Origin of the sequence: Sinomonas sp. ASV486 (assembly GCF_030908215.1) — a bacterium.
GTDB lineage: Bacteria > Actinomycetota > Actinomycetes > Actinomycetales > Micrococcaceae > Sinomonas > Sinomonas puerhi.
Genome location: NZ_JAVFJK010000004.1, coordinates 131,836 through 154,400 on the forward strand (window position 1 = coordinate 131,836; position 22,565 = coordinate 154,400).

A 22,565-nucleotide genomic window follows, 5' to 3' on the forward strand; every position below is an offset into this window, starting at 1 on the left:
GGGTGCGGGACATGACTACCACCACACCATCCAGGGGCCTCGCCCGCGCCCGTCGGGGCCTCGCCCCCGGCGGCGGCGGGAAGCCCGGCGCGGACGGCGGCCTCAACCGAAGGAGCAGGCTCGCCTCCCAGGCCACGCGGACGTTCTTCTGGCTCCTCCTCCCGTCCGTGTTCCTGCTCATCCTCATCCATGGCTATCCCCTCTTGTACGCGGGAGTCCAGGCCACCCACGACGGTTCTCTGATCGACACCGGCAACTTCGTGGGCCTGAACAACTTCGCGAACGTCCTGGGTGCCCCGGCCTTCTGGAAGGCCGCGCAGTTCACCCTCGTGTTCACCATCGTCGGCGTGTTCGGCTCGTGGCTCGTCGGCATGGGCCTTGCGCTCCTGCTGCGCACGCGCATCCCGGCCGGAGGGTTCTTCAAGGTCCTCCTGCTCCTGCCGTGGGTCGTGCCGATCGTGGTGTCCTCGACAGCCTGGAACTGGCTCGTTGCGACCCCGGACAGCCCCATCCCGGCCATGTCCCGCGCTCTGGGCCTCGGCACGCCACTGTTCCTGGCCAACCCGACGCTCGCGGCCGTCATGGTGTGCGCGTTCAAGGTCTGGGTCAGCTTCCCCTTCATGATGATGATGACCTCGTCCGCTCTCTCCTCCGTAGACGGGACGGTCTACGAGGCTGCGAGCATGGACGGCGCTAGCCGGTGGCAGCAGTTCACCGGCATCACGCTGCCGCTCATCGCCCGGTCCACGTACATCAGCTGGATCCTCATGACGATCTTCTGCGTCAACGACTTCCCGACGATCTACCTGCTCACCGGCGGAGGGCCGGTCGACGCGACGACATCACTCGTGGTGCTGGCCTACCGCAGGGTCTTCCAGGACTTCCAGACCGGCCCCGGCGTCGCCATCGCCTTCCTCATGACGATCACGCTCGTGGTCATCTCCGCCGTCCTGTACCGCCAGATCCGAAAGTCGAGTGTCGAATGAGCGCCGCACTGCACACCCACCCCACCGCCGGACCCGGGCTCAGCGTGGCCGGAGGCCCCACCGGGGCGGGCAAGGCTCGTCGCACGGTCTCCGAGGCCGATGTGCGCGGCCGCTGGTGGCGCCTCGCGCTCATCCTGGCCATCACCGTCGTGGTCCTCGTGCCGATCTTCGTGGTGGTCGTCCTCGCGTTCACCCCTGCCACCACGAGCACCTCGACGGGGCTCACGTTCGAGAACTTCAGCAACGTCTTCGCCAAGACGCTCGCCTCGACATGGCTCAAGAACAGCCTCGTCACGACCCTCTCTACGGTCATCGTCTCGGTCGCCGTGGCCGCTCCTGCCGGGTACGTGCTCTCCCGCGGGCGCAGCAAGGCCGTCTCGGGCTACTCGCTGCTGCTGTTCGTCATGCAGTCGCTGCCCATCATCACCTCGGTCGTGCCGCTGTTCCTGCTCTTCGCGAACATGGGCCTCGTGGACAACCTCCTCGGCCTCACGATCGTCTACGTCGCCTCGACCATGACGGTGGCCACCTGGATGATGGCCGCGTACTTCGACTCCATACCGGTCAGCCTCGAGGAGGCCTCGTGGATCGACGGGTGCTCGGTGTTCGGCTCCTTCACCAAGGTCGTCCTGCGGAACAGCCTCCCCGGCGTGCTCTCCACCGCGATCTTCGCGTTCCTGCTCGCCTGGAATGACTACCTCGTGGCGATCGTGTTCCTGCGCTCGAACGAGATCTTCACCCTCCCCATGGGCGTGCAGTCCTTCTTCCAGCAGAACGCGACCGACTGGGGCTCGGTCATGGCCCTCGCCGTGGTCATGATGCTCCCGCCGATCATCGTGTTCGCGGCCCTCAACAAGTACTTCAGCGTCGGCGGAATCGGCGGATCCCTCGCTGGCCGCTGAAACCTTCCCCCGAGACCTCCCCGTACATCCCTCCCGAGAGGACACTGTCCCCATGACGTACTCCGTCCAGCTCTACTCCGTCCGCGACGCCATCGACGCCGACCTGCCGGGCACCATCGCACGGCTCGCCAAGATCGGCTACACCCAAGTGGAGCCCTACAACTTCGCGGCCCGCGCGGACGATCTCGCCGCAGCGTTCGCGGAGCACGGCATCACGGCCCCCACGGCCCATGCGCCGCTCCTGTCCGCCGACCAGGACGAGATCTTCGCTGCAGCGACGAAGCTCGGCATCGGCACCGTGATCGATCCGTACCTCCCCGCCGAGCACTGGCAGGACGCAGACACGATCCGCGATACCGCAGCCCGCCTCAACGCCGCCGCGAAGAAGGGCGCCGAGCACGGCATCCGCGTGGGCTACCACAACCACGACTGGGAGCTCTCCTCGAGGATCGAGGGGACAACGGCCCTCGAGTTCTTCGCCAGCCTCCTCGACCCTGAGGTTGTCCTCGAAGTCGACACCTACTGGGCTGCGGTGGGCGGCGAGGACCCGGCAGCGCTCCTGACCCGCCTCGGGGACCGGGTGGTCGCCATCCACATCAAGGATGGGCCCGTCAACCAGGACAAGCAGGCCCAGCTGCCCGCGGGCCAGGGCGAGATCGGCATCTGGCGCGTGCTGGCGGCCGCGAAGAGCCTCGAGGTCGGCGTCGTCGAGTTCGACGACTACGCGGGCGACATCTTCGACGGCGTGGCCGCCTCCCTGGCCTACCTCGAGGCCGGCGCCCCCTCCGCTGACGCCCAGGCATCTGTCGAGGCAGGCAGCGCGGAGGCCGTGCGATGAGCCGCGGACCTGTGGGCGTCGCCGTCATCGGCGCCGGAGTCATCAGCAAGCAGTACCTGGACAACCTCACTGTCTTCCCGGACGTGAAGGGGCACGTGATCGCGGACCTCTTCCCCGAGGCCGCCAAGGCACGCGCCGAGGAGTATGGGATCGCGGAGTTCGGGACCCCCGAGCTCGCGCTCAACCACCCGGACGTCGAGATCATCGTCAACCTCACGATCCCCGCCGCCCACGTCGAGGTCGCGACGGCGGCCGTGCGCGCCGGCAAGCACGTGTGGAGCGAGAAGCCGTTCTCCCTGGACCGCGAGAGCGGCCTCGGGCTGCTCAAGGAGGCGGACGACGCCGGCATCCGCCTCGGGTGCGCACCGGACACCTTCCTCGGTGCGGGCCTGCAGACGGCCCGGCGCGTGATCGAGCGCGGTGACATCGGCATCCCCCTCACCGCCCAGACCGTCTTCCAGACGCCCGGGCCGGAGTCCTGGCACCCGAATCCCGCCTTCCTGTTCCAGCACGGCGCGGGCCCCCTGTTCGACATGGGCCCGTACTACCTCACCGCTCTCGTGCAGACCTTCGGCAGCATCCGGCGCGTCGCCGCCCTGGGTTCCAAGGCCAAGACCACGCGTGTGATCGGCTCGGGTCCCAAGGCGGGCGAGGAGTTCGAGGTCGAGGTGCCCACGCACGTCAGCGCCCTGGCCCAGTTCGAGTCCGGCGCGTCCTCGCACAGCATCTTCAGCTTCGAGTCTCCCCGCGCACGCATGGGCTTCATCGAGATCACCGGCACGGAGGCAACGCTCTCCCTGCCGGACCCGAACTACTTCGACGGCGAGCTGCAGATCTGCCGGATTGGCGAGACGGACTGGACCTCGATCCCCACCGCAGGGCCGGCGAACGGCCGCGGCATGGGCGTCCTCGACATTGCCCGCGCCATCCGCTCGGGCGAGCCGCACCGCGCCACCGGGCAGCTGGCCTACCACGTGCTGGACACGATGGTCTCAATCTCCGAGTCAATCGACTCCGGCGCGTTTGTCGACGTGGCCAGCACCGCGCCGTCGTCCACCCCTCTCCCCGAGGACTGGGCACCCACCGAGGCGACCCTCGACGGGGTCAGAGCATGACTGCCGAGCCGCCGCACACCGGACCGAAGCCGGGCTCGCCCCTCGGCGTGGCCGCGATCGGCTACGCGTTCATGGGCAAGGCTCACTCGAACGCGTGGCGGAACGTGGCGGCGTTCTTCGACGTGCCAGCCGTGGAGCAGAAGGTGCTCGTGGGCCGGCACGCCCAGGAGGTCGCGGAGGCCGCGACCCGGTACGGGTGGGCGGAGTCTGCCACGGACTGGCGCGAGGTGATCGCCCGCGACGACATCCACATCGTGGACATCTGCGCCCCGGGCTGGCTGCACGCCGAGATCGCGATCGCCGCGCTCGAGGCCGGCAAGCACGTCCTGGTCGAGAAGCCGCTGGCCAACACCCTGGCCGAGTCGGAGCACATGGTCGAAGCCGCTCGGGCGGCCCGGGACCGCGGGATCCAGTCCATGGTGGGCTTCAACTACCGGCGTGTCCCGGCCCTCGCGTACGCGAGGCAGCTCATCGCGGACGGCAGGCTCGGCACCGTCCGGGAGATCCGCGCGTCGTACCTCCAGGACTGGCTCGCCGACGAGACCGCACCCATGACCTGGCGCCTGCGCAAGGAGACCGCCGGATCCGGGGCGCTCGGGGACATCGCCTCCCACGCGATCGACCAGGTGCAGTACCTCACCGGCACCACCGTCACCGAGGTCTCCGGACGCCTGCACACGTTCGTGGGCCGGCGCCCCGGCCCGAACGGGCTCGAGGACGTGACGGTCGACGACGCAGCCTGGGCCACGCTCTCCCTCGCCACCGGGGCGGTCGCCTCGATCGAGGTCTCCCGCGTCGCGACCGGGAGGAAGAACTCCCTCCGGATCGAGGTGTACGGCTCCGCCGGCGCCCTCGCGTTCGACCTCGAGCGGCTCGGCGAGCTCGAGTTCCTCGACGCGACCGCACCCGCCGAGGAGCAGGGCTTCCGCAGGATCGTCGTCACCGAGCCCGGCCACCCCTTGATGGACGCCTGGTGGCCGCAGGGCCACATGATCGGCTGGGAGCACACGTTCACCCACCAGGTCCGCGACTTCCTCATAGGAATCAGGGACGGCGAGCAGCCCGCGCCGTCGTTCGAGGAAGGCCTGCAGGTCCAGCGGGTGCTCGCCGCGATCGAAGAGTCCGCCGCCGCCAAGTCCACCGCCATCCAGCTCTGAAACAGACCCCACCCGCAGTGGTCGGGTTGCCGTGGTCCTCAGCCCTCTCACCCACGGCAACCCAACCATTGCGATCCACGAGGAGGATCCCCGATGCCCCGCCCGTTCACTCTGTTCACCGGCCAGTGGGCCGACCTCAAGCTCGAGGAGGTCGCCGAGCTCGCGGCCGGCTGGGGCTACGACGGCCTCGAGATCGCCGTCTCCGGCGAGCACCTCGACGCCGCCCGCTGGGACGAGCCCGCCTACATCGCCGAACGCCTCAGCATCCTCGACAGGCACGGCCTGAAGCTGTACGCGATCTCCAACCACCTCAAGGGCCAGGCCGTCTGCGACGACCCGATCGACTTCCGCCACCAGGGGATCGTCGGCTCCGCCGTATGGGGCGACGGCGACCCCGAGGGCGTCCGCACCCGCGCCGCCGAGGAACTCAAGGACACCGCCCGCCTGGCCAGGGCCCTCGGGGTCAAGACCGTCGTCGGGTTCACCGGGTCGGGCATCTGGCAGTACGTGGCCATGTTCCCGCCCGTCCCCGCCTCCGTCATCGACGCCGGCTACCAGGACTTCGCCGACCGCTGGAACCCCATCCTGGACGTCTTCGACGAATGCGGGGTCCGGTTCGCCCACGAGGTCCACCCCTCCGAGATCGCCTACGACTACTGGTCCACGAAGCGCGCGCTCGAGGCCATCGGCCACCGGCCCGCGTTCGGCCTGAACTGGGACCCCTCCCACATGATGTGGCAGGGCCTGGACCCGGTCGCGTTCATCACCGACTTCGCCGAGCGCATCTACCACGTGGACTGCAAGGACACCCGCATGCGCATGGGCAACGGCCGCGCCGGGATCCTCTCCTCGCACCTGCCCTGGGGCGACCCGCACCGCGGCTGGGACTTCGTCTCCGCCGGGCGCGGCGACGTCCCCTGGGAGGACTGCTTCCGCGCCCTGACCGCGATCGGCTACGACGGGCCTATCTCCGTCGAGTGGGAGGACGCCGGGATGGACCGACTCGTCGGCGCCCCCGAGGCACTCGCCGCCCTGAAGAAGTTCGACTTCGCCCCCGCCACCGCCTCGTTCGACGCCGCCTTCAGCAACCAAGGCTGACCCGTTCCTTGCGCATGTATCGCGAACTGCGTGCGGGCCAGTGGTCGCAGATTTGGATCGGCGGCCCTGGGATGGCAGAGCCCCAGCTGATCTTCCACACCGACGAGATCCTCCTCGAGGCGCCGAACTGGTCGCGCGACGGGCGCACGCTGTACGTCAATGGCCACGGCGTTCTCTGGGCCCTTGATGTTGACGTGCCAGTGCTCCGGGAAGTCCCCTTCGAGGATCTCCCGGAGATCAACAACGACCACGTCCTGTCCCCTGACGGCGCCTCGATCTACCTGTCCGCGATGGACGGGCACATCTACCGAGGCGCGCTGTCCGGCGGCACGGTCGAGCGCGTCACCGACGAAGACGGAAGGTGGCATTTCCTCCACGGAGTGCGCCCGGACGAGAGTGAGCTGGCCTGGGTGGAGCTCTCGGATTTCTCGGCGCCCGGGCGTCTCGCCGTCGGCCCTTCCCGGCTCGGCCCGTCCCGGCGCGGGCCTTCCCGGCGTGGCCCATCCCGGGTGCTCGCTACCGGTTCCGGCCATGCCGACGGTCCCGAGTGGTCGCCGGATGGCGCCTGGATCTACTTCAACACCGAGGGCTTCACCTCACAGCCCGGACATGCCCAGCTTGCGCGCATCGACCCTCGCGGCGGTCAGCTCGAACGGCTCGTGGCCAGCGATTCCGTCGACTGGTTCCCGCACCTTTCGGCGGATGGCCGCCACGCCGCCTATGTCTCCTTCCCCGCGGGCACGCTCGGGCACCCGGCCGACCTCGACGTCGTGGTGCAGGTGGTCTCCACCGGCGACTGGGCGGCGCCGCGCCAGAGCTACAGGCTGTTCGGCGGGCAGGGCACCATGAACGTGAACAGCTGGGCGCCCGACTCGGACCGCTTCGCCTTCATCGCCTATCCCTTGGACGGCGCGGATGTGAGCCCCTGACGCCGGCGACGTCGAGCCTCAGCCAGCGTGAGTGCCGGGTCTGCCGCGCCCGAGCCCGATCCGCACATCGTCCGTGCTCAGGAACATCCGGCGGCCCTCGATGCCGGCGAACTGGACCCACAGCGTCGATCCGTCGCGGCTGAGACCGTCCACGGTGCCTTCGCCGAGGTACTGCCCGTCCGCCGTGACGTGCACGGCCACGCCGCGGCGGAGCTGCCTCGAGTCCATGCGCCGCGGGACGCCGGGAGGCGTGTATGCGGCCAAGCCTGCCCGCGTCGCGATCGTCGCCATCACAGCCCCCGCTCGGCCAGGTCGAACTTGGGGAGGTCGAGGTTGTTGAACGTGAAGAGGTGGACGCCGGCGAGGCCTGCACGGGCCGCGGAAAGCTCGCCGATCAGCTGTTCGGACGAGTACGAGCCTCCGGTCAGGAGCCTTCTGGCCAGCGGGCCCTTGCGGCTGATGAACTTCAGGGACGGTCCGACGCCGATCCTGACGGCGAGTTCCAGGAGCCGCGCGCGCGGCACGCGCCCAGGCACACCCGCCCAGACCGGCAGGTGGATGCCTTCGCTGCGCAGGAGTGCCACGTAGGCACTGATCGCGGACGCCGAGAAGCACATCTGGGTGACGATGTTCGCCGCAAGGTGCTGCTTGGCCAGAAGTGCATCGAGGAGGTCGATGCCGCTGTGGTCCGGGTGGCCCTCGGGGTATCCGGCAACGCCGATGGCGAACTGGCCTCCAGCGAGCTCGGCAATGTCCTCCATCAGCTCGAGCGAGTTGGCATAGGGGCCGGCTGCCTGGGCCGCATCGCCGCCGACGGCGAACACCTCGGTGATCCCGGCGGTCTGGAAGCCCCGGAGCGCGCGGGCAAGCTGGGACCGTTCCCCGATGCTCCGCGCGGCGAGGTGCGGGACCACGCGGTAGCCGAGCGCGGCGAGGCGCGTGGAAGCCTCAGCCGTCCGCTCGATCCCGTGGTGCGGCAGGCAGGTGACAGCGATGGTCGAGCCTTGGGGGACGGTCGTGGCGACCTTCGGGAGGATTCCCTCGGTGGGGACGATCTCGATGCGGAGGGGGAGTGGCGCGTGGGGCGCGGAGCCAGCAAGCGCTCGAGGGAGGGACTGAACAGTCATGGAGGACTCCAGGGTCTGGCCGGGCTGGGCCCGACGTGGATGGCGTTCCTCCCCGCTCTGTCATGGACCTGAGAGTTTCCGCTCCCCGCTGTAGCAGGTCGCTTGCACCGTCGGTGAGCCCAGCGATGCCGGGCTGCTTTCCAGAGTTGCCTTGCTGCGGCGGTACGGGCGCCTGAGAGATTCCTGGGGAGGAGTTGCTCCTACGGCACCTGCTGGGACGGACGAGCAGGATTCTCCCGCCGCAGATCGATGGCGTCTTCAGTTGTCACAGCGAATTCCTCTGTGCCGCGGCCGCGAGGCCACGTCCGCTCAGTGTGTCGGAAGTCACGAAGGGTGTCAATTTGGGTTACTCCCGCGGTTTAGTGACACATCGACCTAAAATGGAAGCATGCCCCGCATCCAGGCCGAGTCGAACGCCGCACAGCGAGCGCTCACCCAGCGCCGGATCCTCGACGCCTTCGGCGAGCTTCTCTTCACGCGTGGCCTCCCCGGCCTGACGATGACGGACGTCGCCCGGCAGGCCGGCGTCGGGCGCACCGCCGTCTACAACTACTACGCGGACATGGAAGAGCTGCTCATCGGCTACGCCCTCGACGAGACGGGCAGGTTCCTCACGGACCTCAAGGCCAAGCTCGCCGAGCTCGAGAATCCGATCGACCGCCTCGCGGTGTACATCAGGGCGCAGGTCGAGGATCTTTCGCGGCGCCACCTTCCCCCGGGGCCAGCGATGCGCGCCGTACTGTCGGCGTCGTCCTTCGCGAAGCTCGGCGATCACGTCGGCGAGCTCAACGCCCTCCTCACCCGGATCCTCCGCGATGCGATGGCGCAGGGGTACCTTCCCGATGCTCAGGTGGACGAACTCGTCGCCCTGGTCCACGGCTCGCTCACGGCAAGCGCCGACCGCGCGGGAGAGAAGGCGGACGACGACGAGTCGGCCCGCCGCACGGACGCCACCGTCCGCTTCATCCAACTCGGAGTCGGCGCACGCTTCGATGAGGAAGGCCGTCCCATCCGCCGCTAGGGGCCCGCGCCGTGCGCGGAAGGGCTCAGCCGCCTGCGCTCGTCGCCGGCGCCGTAGCCTCCGGAAGCGTGCACACGAGCGGGCCGGGGGTCTGGTCGACCACCCCCGGATCCGCGAGGGCCTTGAAGTTCGGACCGAGGACCAAGTCAACGCTGGCATCGGAGCGGCCGTCGCGGAGGTAGACGCTCCCCGGCACGTTGCGCTGGAGCGTGAACGCGGCCGCCTCGCCGCCGAACCCGCTGCGCAACACCGCCGCCGCGCCCATCGTGAGGCGCTCGTTGCCGACGTCCTTCACCGCGAACTTCCGCGCCTTGAGCTCGTCGCCGATCTGCGCGGCGAGGCCTTCCCGTCCGCCTGCGTTGAACACCGTGACGGTGACCTTCTCGGGCGGGAGATAGTCGTAGGAGCCTGAGGGGCAGGTGACTGCCTCCGTGGCCTTTCCGGCCGGCTGCGGCACGCTGAGGCGGCCGGTCAGGACCGCCCACGCGGCAACGCCGCCGCCGAGGAGGAGCACCACGAGGAGGCTGATGGCAACCCCGTGCCGGATCCTCCGCCACCTGCGTGAGGCCGTCGCGGCCTCGCGGGCTTCGTCGTCGAACTGGGTCTGCAGCTCGGCCCCGCTGACCACGTGGTGGCCGTGGTAGCTGGTCAGATCCTGGGGCTTGCGGGCCATCGAAGTCTCACGCGTCGAGGTCGAGGACGCGGGCGTGGATGGCGGTGCGCTGGTGGAGCGCGGTGCGGACGGCCCGGTGGAGCCCGTCCTCGAGGTACAGCACGCCCTTGTACTGGACCACGTGGGGGAAGAGGTCGCCGAAGAACGTCGAGTCCTCGGCGAGGAGCGCCTCGAGATCGAGGGTGCGCTTGGTGGTCACGAGCTCATCCAGGCGGACCGGACGCGGAGGGAGCGCGGCCCAGTCCTTCGGCGTCGTGTAGCCATGTTCTGGATAGGGACGACCGTCGCCCACCGCTTTGAAGATCACGTTTCAAGACTAGGCTCGCGATCCTGCCGCGCGTGAGCGTGGATGGGCAGGCACGGAGCATTGTGGCCAAACGGTTATTCGGGCCCGGGGCTGCCGAACCCGGTGGAAGAATGGCCCCATGGACACCGCCCCGCCCTTTGCCCTGCTCCTCGACGTCGACGGACCCATCGCGAGCCCCGTGACGCGCACCGTGAAGCCCGAGATCATCGCGCTCCTCAACGAGCTGGGCGCGGCCCAGATCCCGATCATCTTCAATACCGGCCGCTCGGATGCCTTCATCCGCGGCCAGGTCATGGAGCCGATGATCGAAGCCGGGATGCCGGACGGACTCATGGTGCACGCGGTCTGCGAGAAGGGCGCCACGTGGTTCTCGTTCACGGCTGGCGGCGCGGGCACGGTGCACGTGGACCGGGACCTCGCCGTGCCGTCCGAGTTCGCCGACGACGTCCGCGGGCTCGTGTCCGCGAAGTACGCAGAGCACATGTTCTTCGACGAGACCAAGCGGGCCATGGTCTCGGTCGAGCAGCGCGTCGATGTCTCCAATGAGGACTACCGGGCCGAGCAGGAGCGCTTCGACGCCGACGCCCTGACGCTCATGGGCCAGCACGGGCTCGCCGCGGCTCGTTTGGACCACCACGCCCCCGGGAGCGACGACGAGGTGGACTACCGCGTCGATCCGACCATCATCTCCACCGACATCGAGTCCGTGAGGCTCGGCAAGGACCTTGGCGCGGCGCGCGCCTGCGAGCGGCTGCGCCGCGACGGAATCGTCCCGGCCGCGTGGTTCACGATGGGCGACTCCCGCACCGACTACGCCATGGCCGATTGGCTGCACCACAACGACCACACCGTGGTTCATGTGGACGTCCGTCCTGCCGACGGCGTCCCCGAGAAGCCCTACGAGATCCACACCGCCGCGTACCTCGGCCTCGGCCCTGAAGTCATCCACGACGACGCCGGGCTTGCGTTCCTCGCCCGCTGGTGGGACGCGCTCGGCACCGCCTGACCCCACCGCGAGATCACCCCGTGTGGCGCCGAAGTCGGGTCCTCTGACGCCGAAGTCGTGCCGTGTGACGCCGAGATCGCCTGGTGCGACGCACGACGGCGCCGCCCCTCGCCGTCGTGCTTCAGACCGCCCCGGAGGAGCGGAGCCGTTGCCGGGCAGTGTTGAGGCCGGCAGTAACGGGCACGTGGCCGGTGGCACGGGCGAGCCCGAACAGGGGCATCCCGTTGTAGACGGCCTCGATGCCCCCGGGGGCCACCTCGTAGGTCTCGTGGTAGACCCCGACGTCGCCACTTCCCGCGACCGTCCGCATGAAGTCCCGCCACGGCGCGAGGTGTGGCGCGTCGCGGTCGGAAGCGAAGCGCTGAAGGTGCTCGGGGCTCTCCCAGTAGCTCACGAGAACCGTGGTCCGCCCGAACCACCCCTCGCAGCCGAGCATTCCAGCGTCAGGGTTCTCGCCGAGGTGCCGCAGCATGCCTGGCATCGCTGAGGCGACGCGCATCACCGTGCCGAGCTTCCACCATCGGTTGGCCCGCATCCCGATGAGGAACACCGTGACGGGCCTGCCAGGCGCCGCCGTGTATCGGCCGGGGAAGACTTTCTGTGCCATGGCTCGCTCCTTGATTCGTAACGCTGTTACAAAACAACGTTACGAATATACTTGGGCCATGGCAAGACCCACGCTCCACGATGCGGCGCTGCGGGAGAGGCTGCTCGAGGTGACCGCGGGCGGCGTCGACCGGTACGGCCCCGCCCGCTTGTCGCTGCGGCAGATTGCCGCCGACGCTGGGACCTCCACGACGGCCGTGTACTCACTCTTCGGCGGCAAGGCAGAACTGCTCGCAGCTGTGCTGGACGGCGCATTCGCCTCCTTCGGCGCCTCACAGCGGGCTGCGGCCGACGGCGGGCTGCTGGCTCTCGGGGTCGCGTACCGCGAGTGGGCGCTCGCGCACCCGGCGCTCTACCGGCTCATGTTCGGCGGGGCGCTCGCGGCCTACGCCGACTGCTCGCCGGATCCGGAGGCCGCCGGGGATTCGATGGCGCCGCTGCGGGACGCCGTTGCAGCGGGCCAGGAATCAGGGGTCCTGCGGGATGAGCCGCTCGACATCATCGTGCTGGGCATCTGGGGGCAGGTCCATGGGCTCGTGAGCCTCGAACTCGCCTCCGTCGGGCCGACCGACGCCGACTGGGGCGGTCTGTACCGGTCCACGCTCGATGCGGTGCTGCGGGCCTGGGCCGCCTGACACCGGCTGGGTCCGCTCGACGCTAGACGGCGGGGACGGCGTCCCAACGGGGTGACCTCGCGCCCACGCGGGGTGACCTCAACGTCACACGGGGTGACCTCGGCGTCAGGGGGCTGGAACGCGCGCGGGGAGGACCGACTCGATCGCGGTGCGGAGCTCCTCCGCCTCGGGCTCGACAGCCGAGCGGAACCGCCCGACGACCTCACCGTCCGGGTTGACGAGGAACTTCTCGAAGTTCCACTTGACCTTGTGGCCCAGATCATCGTCGGCCGGGAACTGCGTCAGGGCGGCGTAGAGCGGGTGCTGCTTCGTGCCGAGGACGTCGGCCTTGGCCGTGAGCGGGAACGTGACGCCGAAGTTCAGCCGGCAGAACTCCTCGATCTCCGCATCGGTCCCGGGCTCCTGGCCGGCGAACTGGTTGCACGGGACGCCGAGGACCAAGAGCCCGCGGTGCTCGAACTCCTCGTACAGCGCCTCGAGGCCGTCGTACTGTCGCGTGAATCCGCACTTCGAGGCGACGTTCACCACGAGGGCGGCGCGCCCCGCAGCTAGATCGCCGAACGTCGTGGCGGTTCCGTCGTTGAGGGTCACGACAGTTTCATGCAGGCTCATCGGGCCAGTCTAAGGGGCTCCGATCAGGAGGTCGGCTTGGGGGTTGCGGTCGGGGACGACGTCGCAGTGGACGACGACGTCGGGCTGGCCGTCGTGGTCTGTGCGGCCGCCGGGGCAGTCGTCGTCTGGGTCGAAGACGACGTCGCAGTCGGAGTAGGCGTCGGGGTGGCCGTAGCGGTCGGCGTCGGGGTGGCCGTAGCGGTCGTCGTTGGGGTGGGAGTCGCCGTCGCCGTCTGCGTCGGCGACGCCGTTGGCGTGGGGCTGGGGGACGAGGCCGGGCTCGGGGAGGACGACGACGTCGGGCTGGGCGAGCTCGTGGATGTCGTCCCTCCGGCCGGGACCTGGGAGGTCGCCGGAGGCGCGGCGGGCGGGCCGGCCGGCGTCGGGTCAACGAGCGGCGGAGGCGTCGGGGCGGCAGGGGCGTGAACCACCGTCTCACCGGGGGCGGGCTCCTGGGCGAGGGCCGGGATGGCCCAGTTCTGGCGCTCGTTGGTGGACTTGCCATCCTTCGGCGAGTAGTCGGTGATCTGGACGGTGCCGAGCGGGGTCCCCTGCGTGAGCGCGATGAACGTGAAGGTCATCGGATCGATGTACTTGCCGTCCTTGATCGTCTCGAAGTGGAGGTGGCATCCGGTCGAGGAGCCTGTGGACCCGACGAGCCCGACAACCTGGCCGACCTCGACCGACTCACCCACCTTCACGGCTGCACCGAGCATGTGGTTGTAGGTCGTGACAAGACCGTTGCCGTGATCGATCTCGACCCGGTTCCCGCCGCCCCAGGGGTGCCAGCCGGCGGCACGAACCACACCGGCGTCGGCCGCATAGACCGGGGTGCCGCACCCGGCGGCGAAGTCCTGGCCCCAATGGAATTCGCCCACCTGCCCCGTGAGCGGATTGATCCGGTAGCCGAACGGAGAGCTCGGAACAAGGCTCGTGAGGGGCGCGTAGAGCTTGCCTGCCTCGGGCCGGTGGAGGTTCGCTTGCGCCACGAGGACCGCAGAGACGTGCCCTGCCGCGACGGAGCCGACCGCGGTGCGGTAGAACGGCACGACCGCCCCCGGGTCCGCCGTGATGGGGCCGAACGGGAAGACATCGCTCGCGAGGACCGGACCCGCGCCGAAGACGGAGACGGCGACCGCGACCGTCAGGCCGGCGGACAGTCTGGCTCGCAGACGAGAAATGGTGGCGGCAAGGGCGCGTGGCATCGTCGGTGACTCCCCAATCAGTCGCTGCGCCGCAGATGCCCGCGGCGCACGGTCCTATTCTGGGCATCCCGCCACCCGTTTGGCCAGTCGTGGGCCCACGAATCAAGTACACGATTCGCAGGACCCAAGTAGGCTCCGAAAATGCAGAATACCCCGGTCCGAGGACCGGGGTATTCTGCATGGGATTGCGCGGAGGATGGGGGATTTGAACCCCCGAGGGCGTGAACCCAACACGCGTTCCAGGCGTGCGCCATAGGCCGCTAGGCGAATCCTCCAGGCTGTGCTCCGTCAAGAGCAGGTACCAGAATACCTGAACGCGGCCGATGCACCGAATCGGCCGCGCGCGCCCGCCCCTGCCGCATGCCCCTGCCGCCCATCCGGGCCTGATTCAGGACGCCGCATCGCGCCCCGCGCCGGGCACGGAACCGGGCGCCGCGGGAAGCGTCAGCGTGAACGCAGCACCGCCCTCGGGTGCCCGGCCTGCGGCGAGGCGGATGCCCATCCGTGACGCGAGCCGCGCGGCAATCGAGAGCCCAAGCCCAGTGCCGACCTTCCGCTCCCCCGCGTACCTGCCCCGCAGCGCGCCCCGCTCGAAAGCGTGCCGCAGGTCGTCGTCGCTCAGCCCCGGACCGCCGTCGCGGACCTCGAGCACGACGGCGCCGCCCTCCTGCCGCCCAGACAGCACCACGGGCGCCCCCGGCGGCACGGCCCTGAGCGCATTCTCGACGAGCCCGTCGAGCAGTTGCCGCAGCCGGCGCGCATCCGTCACAACGGACAGCGGGCCAGCCACCCCGGCGCGCATCGCGACGCCCGCCGGCTCCCACACCCCGCGCCACGCTTCCACCACGGTGGGAAGCACGGCAGCGGCGTCGACGGCCTGCAGATCGACGCGGAAGTCGTCTGCCTCGAGCCGGGCCAGCTCAAGGAGGTCACGGACAAAGTGGTCCAGCCGCTCGGTCTCGGCGGACAGGGTCCTGCCGACGCGGGGAACGTCGTCGGCCGCGATGATCCCGTCAGCGAGCGCCTCGGCGTAGCCCTGCAGGGCCGTGAGGGGCGTGCGCATCTCATGCGAGACGGAGAGGAGGAACTCGCGCTGGCGTGCCTCACTCGCGCCGAGAGAGGCGTCGAGGCCCGCGAGGGCCTCGGAGACCTCGCGCACCTCGGCCGGCCCCGCGGCGTCGACCGCCACGCCCCGCTCACCGCCGGCGAGCCGGCGCGCGGCACCGGCCACCCGCACGAGCGGCCGCGCGACCCACCGGGCCACGAGGGCCCCGCCGAGCACGGCGGCCGCGAAGCCGATGAGGAGGGACCACAGGAGCCGGGTGACGAGTGGCCCGGCGGCCTGCGTGACCGCCGAGACGGGTTCGGCGAGGACAAGTCCGCCGCCAGCGGAGATGGGACGGGCCTCCACGACCACCGGCACGCCGAGCACGGTCTCGGTCTGCGACACCGACTGGCCCCCGAGGACCTTCCGCGCGGCCGCAGCGCTCACGAGCCGGCGCCCCGCCCCGGTCACTGTGCCGTCCGGCTGCACGAGCGCGATCCGGCCGGCCTCGCCGAATGCGAGCTCGCGCAGGGAGGCGAGGTCGGTCACGCTCCCCGAGGCGCTCAGGGCCGTCGCCTCGCGGGCCAGGCTCGAGCGCGCCTGGTCCACGGCGGCGGAGCGGATGAGCTGCGCCCCGACAAACCCCGCCACGAGCGTGGCGATCGCCGCCACGGCGGCCATGACGAGCGTGACCCGGGCGTGCAGGGAACGGAACCAGGCCTTCACGGGAGCCCCCGCCGCTCGGTGCCAGCGGGGTCGGCGGCCACGCTGTACCCGACGCCGCGCGTGGTGCGCAGAGGGCTCGCCGCGCCGAGCTTGGCGCGGAGCTGGGCCACGTGGACGTCCACCGTGCGCCCGCCGCCGTAGTCGGCCTGCCCCCACACGGCGGCGAGGAGCTGCTCCCGGCTGAACACGCGCCCGGGCTGGGACATGAGGTGCGCGAGGAGGTCGAATTCCATCGCGGTCAGCTGGACGGGCAGTCCCTCTGCCTCGGCGGTGCGCCTGCCGAGGTCCAGCCGCACGGTCCCGACGCTCAGGACGCGCGGCGCCTGCGGTCCTGCCGTGCGGCGGAGGATACTGCGGATCCGGGCCACGAGCTCCCGCGGGGAGAACGGCTTGGTCAGATAGTCGTCGGCGCCGAGTTCGAGGCCGAGCACGCGGTCCACCTCGTCGTCGCGGGCGGTCACGAAGATCACGGGTGTCCAGTCGTCTGCCTCGCGGAGGCGGCGGCAGATCTCGACGCCGTCGAGGCCGGGCAGGCCCACGTCGAGGACGATCGCCACGGGCCTGAGCCGCCGGATCTGCTCGAGCGCGGCCGCGCCGTCGCGCTCCACATGCACGCCGTAGCCGGCACGGGCGAGGTACAGGCGTTCGAGATCAGCGATGGCCTGCTCGTCCTCGGCCACGAGCACGAGGCCCCGATCCTCTTCCACCCTCTCATTCAAGCGCACGACGGCGCGTGGCAGCGTGGCCATCCGGCCCACCGCGGCAGACTTTACGTTCCCCGAACAGTGGCCGAACACGGCCCTTGCGCGGGCTCGCGATCATGGAGCCATCTCCAGGGCTCCCCCGGAGCTCCTCCCGGAACGAAAGGCACCGCCATGAACCCCCAGTCAGACCTCCTCCACACTCCCCCTCGACGCCGCCGCTGGATCGCGGGGGCCACCTCGGCCCTCGCGGCCGCCGCCCTCGCCGGCGGCGGCGTGGCCGTGGCGCTCCAGGCGAATGCCGCTCAGGCGCCCGGCGCGTCGGCCAGCCAGGAGGCGTCCGGTGAGGCCGGCCAGGAGTCCCTCGCAAGCCTCACCTCGCTCGACGGCGTGGGCGAGGACGTCGCGGCGGTCGACTCGGCAGTCGACACGGCGGTTCCCGGAACCGCCGGATCCGCATCCGGTTCGGGCGTATCCAGCGTCGACCTCGCCGCCCTCGTGGCCCCCGCCGCGGCGGCGGTCCCCTCATCGTCGGCATCCACGGCAGGCGGCAGTGCGCCGTCGTCCGCGAAGCACCCGGCGCGGTCCGCACTGAGGCGCGTGCTCGCCGTCGTGATCCGCCAGGACGGCACGGCCCAGTACGGCGAGCACGCGCAGACTGCCGCGCGGGCCGCGATCAACCGGTTCCCGGCCGCGTTCCGCCGCCTCCCCGAGAAGCTGCGCCAGGACCTGTGGCAGCTCGCGGGCGCCGCGGCGGGCCAGGAAGCCGCAGATGCGCAGGCCATCAAGGGCCGCGCGCTCGACGGCACCTACGGCGCGGCGGTCCAGAAGGTCGCCCAGGCGATCCAGAAGGCGCCTGCGAAGGCTCCGGCAACACCCGCACCTTCGCCATCGCCCTCATCCGGCAGCTGACCTCGGCCGCGGTTCGGAGCACCCGCCGAACTCCGCTAAGATGGTCTCCAGCCCCTCATGTGGCGTCATCCTGCTGAACTCCCCCAGGACCGGAAGGTAGCAAGGGTAAGTGGGCTCTGGCGGGTGCATGAGGGGCCTTTACGTACCTGTGGATAACCCGGACCGGGTATCGGTCCCGATTGGTAGGGTTTCTTCCGTGACTGCTCCCGCTGCCCTCTACCGCCGGTATCGGCCGGACACGTTCCAGGACGTGATCGGGCAGGAACATGTCACCGAACCGCTCATGACGGCGCTGCGCAAGAACCGCGTCAACCACGCCTACCTCTTCTCCGGGCCGCGCGGCTGCGGCAAGACCACTTCGGCACGCATCCTGGCCCGCTGCCTCAACTGCGAGCAGGGCCCCACGCCGACCCCGTGCGGGGTCTGCTCGAGCTGCGTCGAGCTCGCGCGCGGGGGGTCCGGCTCCCTTGACGTCATCGAGATCGACGCCGCGAGCCACGGCGGCGTCGACGACGCCCGCGACCTCCGCGAGCGCGCCACCTTCGCGCCCGTGCGGGACCGCTACAAGATCTTCATCATCGACGAGGCCCACATGGTCACCTCGGCCGGATTCAACGCGCTCCTGAAGATCGTCGAGGAGCCGCCGGAGCACATCAAGTTCATCTTCGCGACGACCGAGCCGGACAAGGTCATCGGCACGATCCGCTCGCGTACCCACCACTACCCGTTCCGGCTCGTTCCCCCCGAGCCGCTCCTGGCGTACCTCGAGCAGCTGTGCGCGTCCGAGCACGTGCCCGTGGCACCCGGCGTGCTCTCACTCGTGGTGCGGGCCGGCGGCGGATCCGTCCGCGACTCGCTGTCGGTGCTCGACCAGCTCATGGCCGGCGCCGGGACGGAGGGGATCGACTACGAGCTCGCCGTCGCGCTCCTCGGATACACGCATGCCGCGCTGCTCGACGACGTTGTGGACGCCATGGCCGCCGGCGACTCCGGGACGGTGTTCCGCGCCGTCGACCGCGTGATCCAGACCGGACACGATCCGCGGCGCTTCGTCGAGGACCTGCTCGAGCGGTTCCGCGACCTCATCATCGTCCAGGCCCTGCCCGACGCCGCCGAATCGATTCTGCGTGGTGTCCCCGCCGACCAGCTCGCCCGCATGCGCGTCCAAGCCCAGAACCTCGGCGCCGCCGAGCTCTCCCGCGCGGCGGACGTCACCAACGAGGCCTTCAACGAGATGACCGGGGCCACGTCACCGCGCCTGCACCTCGAACTCCTGTGCGCGCGGCTCATGCTCCCCGCAGCTGATATGGCCGAGCGCGGCTGGGCCGCGCGGGTGGACCGCCTTGAGCGCCGCCTCTCCTTCGCCCACGACGGCGAGGGGCTGGCTCCGGCGGTCGAGCGCACCGCGACCCCGGTGGTTGAGCGCAGCGCGCCGGAATCGAAGCCCCAGCCGATGGCCGAACGGCCAGCCGCGCCGGTGGCTGAGCGAAGCGAAGCGGAGTCGAAGCCCCGATCCGAAGCCCCGACCTCGGGGCCACACGGGGCGACCTCGGCGCCAGAACCGGTGACGTCGGCGCCAGAACCGGTGACGTCGGCGCCACAGGGGGTGACCTCGGCGCCACAGGGGGTGACCTCGGCGCAGGGTGGGGGCGCGGGGAGCGTCGAGATGTTCCGGCGCGCCTGGCCTGAGATCCTCGACGCGCTCGCGAAGGTCAAGCGCAGCACGTGGGCGCTCGTGGGACCGAACGCCTCGGTCGCGGGCTTCGACGGCCGCACCCTTGCCCTGGCCTTCGGGACATCCGGACTGGCTGCCGCGTTCAGCCGCGCAGACCATTCCGAGAACCTGCACCGGGCCATTCAGACCGTGCTCGGGGTCGACTGTCAGATCGACGCCGTCACGGGAGGCAATGGGCCAGGGACTGCTCCCACCGCGGGAGGTGGGGAGCGCCCAAAAGCGCCCGCTGATCCGCACCCGGGCACCCCCCTGCCCGGGAGGGCCCCCGCGGCACAGTCTGCTCCTGCCTCCGGCAACGCCGAACCGGAGCCGTCGGCCTCCCGTCACACCGCTCGTTCGGCCGCCCAACCGGCAGCTGCCCCAACACCGTCCACGCCGCCGAAGACACCGCCGGTCTCGTCGCTTCCCTCCGCCGCGGACGTTGCATGGGGTCTGGCACCTGCGTCTGCGACCCCTGCAACGGCTCCCGCCTCCAGCCCTGTCCCGACGCGCGCCTCCACCGCGAAGACGCGAACGCAACCGCAGGGTCCGCACCCTGCCGAGCTGCCCACGCAACAGCCAGGGAGCACGCCCGAGACCCACATACCCGAGCCGAGCGCACCCGGCGCCTCCCCCGCCCTGAACGCGGAGGCACGTCCACGAGATGCGCACCCCGCCGAAGTGCCCACGCAGCCGCAGGGGCGCACGCCTGAGGCCCAAACACCGGAGACCCCCGCGCGGGAGGCCCGCTTCCCGTCCGCACCGACCCCCGCGCCCGCTCCGTCCCCCTACGACGACATCCCCTACTCGGATGAGGAACCGACCGGTGAGTGGGACGAGCCGTACCCCGAGGACTCCGGGTACTCGGCTGCACGCCGTCAGCAGCCCCCGCAGCCAACGTCCACCGGTCAGCCCAGCCGTCAGACAGGTCCGACGCGCGAGAGGATGCAGAACGCCGGCGGCAGTCCGGCAAGCCGCGGCGATTCAGCCAAGGACACCACGGCTTCGGCGGACCCGTGGTCGTTCGCGCGGGAAAGCACCCCTGGCGTCTGGAGCGTGGGAACGGAGCCGAACGTCCGCAACGGGAGCACCCCGGCGGGCTCCGCTGAGTCCTCCCCCACCGCGAAGCAGCCCGCGACTCCCGGGCCGCTCGCGCAGCAGCCGGCGGCAGCAGCGCCGTCGTACGCACCGGCGGCCGCCCAGGCGCCCATCCAGCCCAAAGCCCCCGCGAACGCGGCCGCCGCCTCCCAGGGCGGCCGGAAGCTGAGCATGTACGAGCGCCTCAGCCAGAAGGCCGCCGCGGAGATGGCCCAGCAGCAGCCCCAGCAGCAGGCGCCCGCCCCCCAGGCGTATGTCGAGGAGGTCCCGAGCGCAGACGACGAGACGGTCGAGCAGTCCAGCCTGTTCGGGCGCGCGGCGGTCGAGCGGATCCTGGGCGGCAAGCTCATCGAGGAGCGCGGCCTGGACGGCAGTGTCATTCCCCCGCGGTAGCGTAGTGGGGTGTATGAAGGCGTAGTCCAAGAACTGATCGATGAGCTCGGCCGGCTTCCCGGCATCGGACCGAAGTCCGCCCAGCGGCTCGCCTTCCACATCCTCGAGGCGGATGCCGATGACATGAAGCGTCTGGCCACGGCGATCATCAGCGTCAAGGAACGCGTCAAGTTCTGCCAGATCTGCGGCAACGTCTCGGAGCAGGACACGTGCTCGATCTGCCGGGATACGCGCCGGGATCCGAGCGTGATCTGCGTGGTCGAGGAGTCGAAGGATGTGCTCGCGATCGAGCGCACGCGGGCCTACCGTGGCCGTTATCACGTTCTGGGTGGCGCAATCAACCCCATCGCCGGAGTCGGGCCGGACCAGCTGCGCATCCGCGAGCTCCTCACGCGGCTCAACGACGAGACGGTCACCGAGATCATCCTGGCCACGAACCCCAACCTCGAGGGCGAGGCGACGAGCACCTATCTGGCCCGCATGCTCAAGTCGATCGGCGTCAGCGTCACGCGTCTGGCGTCTGGGCTGCCCGTGGGCGGCGACCTCGAGTACGCCGACGAGGTCACGCTCGGGCGAGCCTTCGAGGGCCGCCGCAGCGCGATCGGCTGAGCCGGGCACGGGCTGCACCAACCGCGCACGACGCCGCCGGGCCGGGTCGCGCTCGCGTGTCGCCGAATTGAAGTGTGACAGACTATTAAGCCCCCGGCGGCAAGCGGCGCATGCTGGAAACATGAGCACGGCACGCACCTCCATCCCTGCCCTCGACCTCTCAGCCGCGAGGGGAGCGGATGGCACGTTCACCTCGGAGTTCCTGGATGCGCTGCGGGACGCGACGCACAACGTCGGCTTCTTCCAGATCACGGGCTACGGCGCGCGTCCCGGCCAGGACCGGGAGCTCCTCGACACGGTCGCCCAGTTCTTCCGCGAGCCGCTCGAGGACCGTCTGGCCCTCGACAACCGCAACTCCGCCCAGTTCCGCGGCTACACGCGGCTCGGGACCGAGGTGACGCGGGGCCGCGCGGACGCCCGCGAGCAGATTGACTACGGCCCCGAGCGACTCCCCCTCGAGGATGTCCCGGCCAACCGCCCGTACCTGAACCTCCAGGGCCCGAACCAGTGGCCCGCCGGGTTCCCGGCGCTCGAGAAGGCCGCGATGGACTGGGCCGAGCTCATGTCCGCCGTCGGCGCCGAACTCCTCGCCGCCATCTCGGTCTCGCTCGGCCTGCCCGAGGACCACTTCGCGGAGCCTTTCGCCGGGACCCCGGCCTGGATGGGCAAGCTCGTGCACTACGTGGGCACCGGTGTTGTTCCCGAAGCGGGGCGGCAGGGCGTGGGCCTCCACGCGGACTACGGGTTTGTGACGCTGCTCCTCCAGGACGAGGTGGGCGGGCTCGAGGTCCAGCCGTACGGCCAGGAGGAGTGGATCGACGTCCCGCCGACGCCGGGAGCCCTCGTGGTGAACCTCGGCGAGATGCTCGAGGTTGCCACCGACGGCTACCTCATGGCCACGATCCATCGCGTCATCGCCCCGCCCGCGGGCGTGGACCGCTACTCGGTGCCGTTCTTCTGGTCCCCCCGCCTCGACGCCGTGATCGAGCCCGTCGAGCTGCCCGCGGACCTTGCGGCCCAGGCCCGCGGCGTCTCCGATGACCCGCACAACCCCATGCTCGCCTCGTACGGCCAGAACGTCCTCAAGGGCTGGCTGCGCGCCCACCCCCAGACCGCGAGGATCCACTACCCGGAGCTCGTCGGCTGATCC

Annotated in this window: 23 protein-coding genes, 1 tRNA gene, 1 other RNA gene and 1 riboswitch; of the genes, 15 read left to right on the forward strand and 10 right to left on the reverse strand. The window is 70.5% G+C overall.

The window, feature by feature from the left end; genetic code table 11:
• Window positions 1-11 precede the first annotated feature (11 nt).
• From RBS60_RS07180 to RBS60_RS07210, 7 genes are all read left to right on the forward strand, one after another.
• Window positions 12-986: a sugar ABC transporter permease gene (locus tag RBS60_RS07180; protein WP_307956860.1), complete on the forward strand. Its 975-nt coding sequence runs from the start codon at window positions 12-14 to the stop codon at window positions 984-986.
• Entirely contained in the window at window positions 983-1,888 is a 906-nt protein-coding gene (locus RBS60_RS07185; protein WP_307956861.1) for a carbohydrate ABC transporter permease, read from the forward strand. The genes RBS60_RS07180 and RBS60_RS07185 overlap by 4 nt, the downstream gene beginning before the upstream one ends.
• 52 nt (window positions 1,889-1,940) lie before the next feature.
• Window positions 1,941-2,726: a sugar phosphate isomerase/epimerase gene (locus RBS60_RS07190; protein ID WP_307956862.1), complete on the forward strand. Its 786-nt coding sequence runs from the start codon at window positions 1,941-1,943 to the stop codon at window positions 2,724-2,726.
• On the forward strand, window positions 2,723-3,841 hold the full coding sequence (locus tag RBS60_RS07195) for a Gfo/Idh/MocA family oxidoreductase (protein ID WP_307956863.1): 1,119 nt from the start codon (window positions 2,723-2,725) through the stop codon (window positions 3,839-3,841). Before RBS60_RS07190 ends, RBS60_RS07195 begins: the two co-directional genes overlap by 4 nt.
• Window positions 3,838-4,998 (forward strand): Gfo/Idh/MocA family oxidoreductase, encoded by a 1,161-nt coding sequence (locus RBS60_RS07200; protein ID WP_307956864.1) that lies wholly within the window; start codon window positions 3,838-3,840, stop codon window positions 4,996-4,998. The genes RBS60_RS07195 and RBS60_RS07200 overlap by 4 nt, the downstream gene beginning before the upstream one ends.
• A gap of 93 nt (window positions 4,999-5,091) precedes the next feature.
• Entirely contained in the window at window positions 5,092-6,096 is a 1,005-nt protein-coding gene (locus RBS60_RS07205; protein ID WP_307956865.1) for a sugar phosphate isomerase/epimerase family protein, read from the forward strand.
• A 71-nt stretch (window positions 6,097-6,167) separates the two neighbouring features.
• Complete coding sequence (locus tag RBS60_RS07210) at window positions 6,168-7,025, forward strand: biopolymer transporter Tol (RefSeq protein WP_307956866.1); 858 nt, start codon at window positions 6,168-6,170, stop codon at window positions 7,023-7,025.
• 18 nt (window positions 7,026-7,043) lie between these two features.
• On the opposite strand, the gene RBS60_RS07215 is transcribed toward RBS60_RS07210, so the two are convergent.
• On the reverse strand, window positions 7,044-7,316 hold the full coding sequence (locus RBS60_RS07215; RefSeq protein WP_307956867.1) for a hypothetical protein: 273 nt from the start codon (window positions 7,314-7,316) through the stop codon (window positions 7,044-7,046).
• Complete coding sequence (locus RBS60_RS07220) at window positions 7,316-8,152, reverse strand: methylenetetrahydrofolate reductase (RefSeq protein WP_307956868.1); 837 nt, start codon at window positions 8,150-8,152, stop codon at window positions 7,316-7,318. The genes RBS60_RS07215 and RBS60_RS07220 overlap by 1 nt, the downstream gene beginning before the upstream one ends.
• A gap of 150 nt (window positions 8,153-8,302) precedes the next feature.
• A riboswitch (glycine riboswitch) is annotated at window positions 8,303-8,401 on the reverse strand.
• Window positions 8,402-8,540: 139 nt separating this feature from the next.
• On the opposite strand from RBS60_RS07220, the gene RBS60_RS07225 reads away from it, so the two are divergent.
• Window positions 8,541-9,173: a TetR/AcrR family transcriptional regulator gene (locus RBS60_RS07225; protein WP_307956869.1), complete on the forward strand. Its 633-nt coding sequence runs from the start codon at window positions 8,541-8,543 to the stop codon at window positions 9,171-9,173.
• Between the two features lie 25 nt (window positions 9,174-9,198).
• Here RBS60_RS07225 and RBS60_RS07230 read toward each other — a convergent pair whose 3' ends face one another.
• Together RBS60_RS07230 and RBS60_RS07235 are read right to left on the reverse strand one after the other, a co-directional pair.
• On the reverse strand, window positions 9,199-9,846 hold the full coding sequence (locus tag RBS60_RS07230) for a LytR C-terminal domain-containing protein (protein ID WP_307956870.1): 648 nt from the start codon (window positions 9,844-9,846) through the stop codon (window positions 9,199-9,201).
• Window positions 9,847-9,853: 7 nt separating this feature from the next.
• Entirely contained in the window at window positions 9,854-10,153 is a 300-nt protein-coding gene (locus tag RBS60_RS07235) for a type II toxin-antitoxin system VapB family antitoxin (protein WP_307956871.1), read from the reverse strand.
• A gap of 118 nt (window positions 10,154-10,271) precedes the next feature.
• On the opposite strand from RBS60_RS07235, the gene RBS60_RS07240 reads away from it, so the two are divergent.
• Window positions 10,272-11,159, forward strand: a complete 888-nt coding sequence (locus RBS60_RS07240; protein WP_307956872.1) for a hypothetical protein — start codon at window positions 10,272-10,274, stop codon at window positions 11,157-11,159.
• 121 nt (window positions 11,160-11,280) lie between these two features.
• Here RBS60_RS07240 and RBS60_RS07245 read toward each other — a convergent pair whose 3' ends face one another.
• Complete coding sequence (locus RBS60_RS07245; protein ID WP_307956873.1) at window positions 11,281-11,766, reverse strand: DUF4188 domain-containing protein; 486 nt, start codon at window positions 11,764-11,766, stop codon at window positions 11,281-11,283.
• A gap of 58 nt (window positions 11,767-11,824) precedes the next feature.
• On the opposite strand from RBS60_RS07245, the gene RBS60_RS07250 reads away from it, so the two are divergent.
• Window positions 11,825-12,400, forward strand: a complete 576-nt coding sequence (locus RBS60_RS07250) for a WHG domain-containing protein (RefSeq protein ID WP_307956874.1) — start codon at window positions 11,825-11,827, stop codon at window positions 12,398-12,400.
• A gap of 105 nt (window positions 12,401-12,505) precedes the next feature.
• Here the strand turns inward: RBS60_RS07250 and RBS60_RS07255 are convergent, their stop codons facing one another.
• The 5 genes from RBS60_RS07255 to RBS60_RS07275 all read right to left on the reverse strand — a co-directional run bounded on the left by RBS60_RS07255 (window position 12,506) and on the right by RBS60_RS07275 (window position 16,695).
• Window positions 12,506-13,012, reverse strand: coding sequence for a glutathione peroxidase (locus RBS60_RS07255; RefSeq protein ID WP_307956875.1), 507 nt, complete (start codon window positions 13,010-13,012; stop codon window positions 12,506-12,508).
• 23 nt (window positions 13,013-13,035) lie between these two features.
• Complete coding sequence (locus RBS60_RS07260) at window positions 13,036-14,217, reverse strand: M23 family metallopeptidase (protein ID WP_307956876.1); 1,182 nt, start codon at window positions 14,215-14,217, stop codon at window positions 13,036-13,038.
• A gap of 190 nt (window positions 14,218-14,407) precedes the next feature.
• Window positions 14,408-14,492: transfer RNA gene (locus RBS60_RS07265), tRNA-Ser, on the reverse strand.
• 113 nt (window positions 14,493-14,605) lie between these two features.
• Window positions 14,606-15,988, reverse strand: coding sequence for a HAMP domain-containing sensor histidine kinase (locus tag RBS60_RS07270; RefSeq protein WP_307956877.1), 1,383 nt, complete (start codon window positions 15,986-15,988; stop codon window positions 14,606-14,608).
• Entirely contained in the window at window positions 15,985-16,695 is a 711-nt protein-coding gene (locus RBS60_RS07275; protein ID WP_307956878.1) for a response regulator transcription factor, read from the reverse strand. The genes RBS60_RS07270 and RBS60_RS07275 overlap by 4 nt, the downstream gene beginning before the upstream one ends.
• 168 nt (window positions 16,696-16,863) lie before the next feature.
• Between RBS60_RS07275 and RBS60_RS07280 the strand changes: the two genes are divergently transcribed.
• The 5 genes from RBS60_RS07280 to RBS60_RS07300 all read left to right on the forward strand — a co-directional run bounded on the left by RBS60_RS07280 (window position 16,864) and on the right by RBS60_RS07300 (window position 22,562).
• Window positions 16,864-17,601, forward strand: coding sequence for a hypothetical protein (locus tag RBS60_RS07280; RefSeq protein WP_307956879.1), 738 nt, complete (start codon window positions 16,864-16,866; stop codon window positions 17,599-17,601).
• A 46-nt stretch (window positions 17,602-17,647) separates the two neighbouring features.
• An RNA gene (gene ffs / locus RBS60_RS07285) (signal recognition particle sRNA small type) lies at window positions 17,648-17,744 on the forward strand.
• A gap of 53 nt (window positions 17,745-17,797) precedes the next feature.
• On the forward strand, window positions 17,798-20,806 hold the full coding sequence (locus RBS60_RS07290; protein ID WP_307956880.1) for a DNA polymerase III subunit gamma and tau: 3,009 nt from the start codon (window positions 17,798-17,800) through the stop codon (window positions 20,804-20,806).
• Between the two features lie 9 nt (window positions 20,807-20,815).
• Entirely contained in the window at window positions 20,816-21,415 is a 600-nt protein-coding gene (gene recR, locus RBS60_RS07295) for a recombination mediator RecR (RefSeq protein WP_307956881.1), read from the forward strand.
• A gap of 121 nt (window positions 21,416-21,536) precedes the next feature.
• Window positions 21,537-22,562, forward strand: a complete 1,026-nt coding sequence (locus RBS60_RS07300) for a 2-oxoglutarate and iron-dependent oxygenase domain-containing protein (protein WP_307956882.1) — start codon at window positions 21,537-21,539, stop codon at window positions 22,560-22,562.
• The last annotated feature ends 3 nt before the right edge of the window (window positions 22,563-22,565 follow it).

Bases quoted from the DNA above. Each gene is read 5' to 3' on its own strand.
- RBS60_RS07280 (WP_307956879.1), top strand. From the start codon at position 16,864: ATGAACCCCCAGTCAGACCTCCTCCACACTCCCCCTCGACGCCGCCGC.
- RBS60_RS07300 (WP_307956882.1), top strand. From the start codon at position 21,537: ATGAGCACGGCACGCACCTCCATCCCTGCCCTCGACCTCTCAGCCGCG.
- RBS60_RS07260 (WP_307956876.1), bottom strand. From the start codon at position 14,217: ATGCCACGCGCCCTTGCCGCCACCATTTCTCGTCTGCGAGCCAGACTG.
- RBS60_RS07185 (WP_307956861.1), top strand. From the start codon at position 983: ATGAGCGCCGCACTGCACACCCACCCCACCGCCGGACCCGGGCTCAGC.
- RBS60_RS07190 (WP_307956862.1), top strand. From the start codon at position 1,941: ATGACGTACTCCGTCCAGCTCTACTCCGTCCGCGACGCCATCGACGCC.
- RBS60_RS07210 (WP_307956866.1), top strand. From the start codon at position 6,168: ATGGCAGAGCCCCAGCTGATCTTCCACACCGACGAGATCCTCCTCGAG.
- RBS60_RS07255 (WP_307956875.1), bottom strand. From the start codon at position 13,012: ATGAGCCTGCATGAAACTGTCGTGACCCTCAACGACGGAACCGCCACG.
- RBS60_RS07230 (WP_307956870.1), bottom strand. From the start codon at position 9,846: ATGGCCCGCAAGCCCCAGGATCTGACCAGCTACCACGGCCACCACGTG.
- RBS60_RS07225 (WP_307956869.1), top strand. From the start codon at position 8,541: ATGCCCCGCATCCAGGCCGAGTCGAACGCCGCACAGCGAGCGCTCACC.
- RBS60_RS07245 (WP_307956873.1), bottom strand. From the start codon at position 11,766: ATGGCACAGAAAGTCTTCCCCGGCCGATACACGGCGGCGCCTGGCAGG.
- RBS60_RS07195 (WP_307956863.1), top strand. From the start codon at position 2,723: ATGAGCCGCGGACCTGTGGGCGTCGCCGTCATCGGCGCCGGAGTCATC.
- RBS60_RS07240 (WP_307956872.1), top strand. From the start codon at position 10,272: ATGGACACCGCCCCGCCCTTTGCCCTGCTCCTCGACGTCGACGGACCC.
- RBS60_RS07205 (WP_307956865.1), top strand. From the start codon at position 5,092: ATGCCCCGCCCGTTCACTCTGTTCACCGGCCAGTGGGCCGACCTCAAG.
- RBS60_RS07250 (WP_307956874.1), top strand. From the start codon at position 11,825: ATGGCAAGACCCACGCTCCACGATGCGGCGCTGCGGGAGAGGCTGCTC.
- RBS60_RS07215 (WP_307956867.1), bottom strand. From the start codon at position 7,316: ATGGCGACGATCGCGACGCGGGCAGGCTTGGCCGCATACACGCCTCCC.
- RBS60_RS07220 (WP_307956868.1), bottom strand. From the start codon at position 8,152: ATGACTGTTCAGTCCCTCCCTCGAGCGCTTGCTGGCTCCGCGCCCCAC.
- RBS60_RS07180 (WP_307956860.1), top strand. From the start codon at position 12: ATGACTACCACCACACCATCCAGGGGCCTCGCCCGCGCCCGTCGGGGC.
- RBS60_RS07200 (WP_307956864.1), top strand. From the start codon at position 3,838: ATGACTGCCGAGCCGCCGCACACCGGACCGAAGCCGGGCTCGCCCCTC.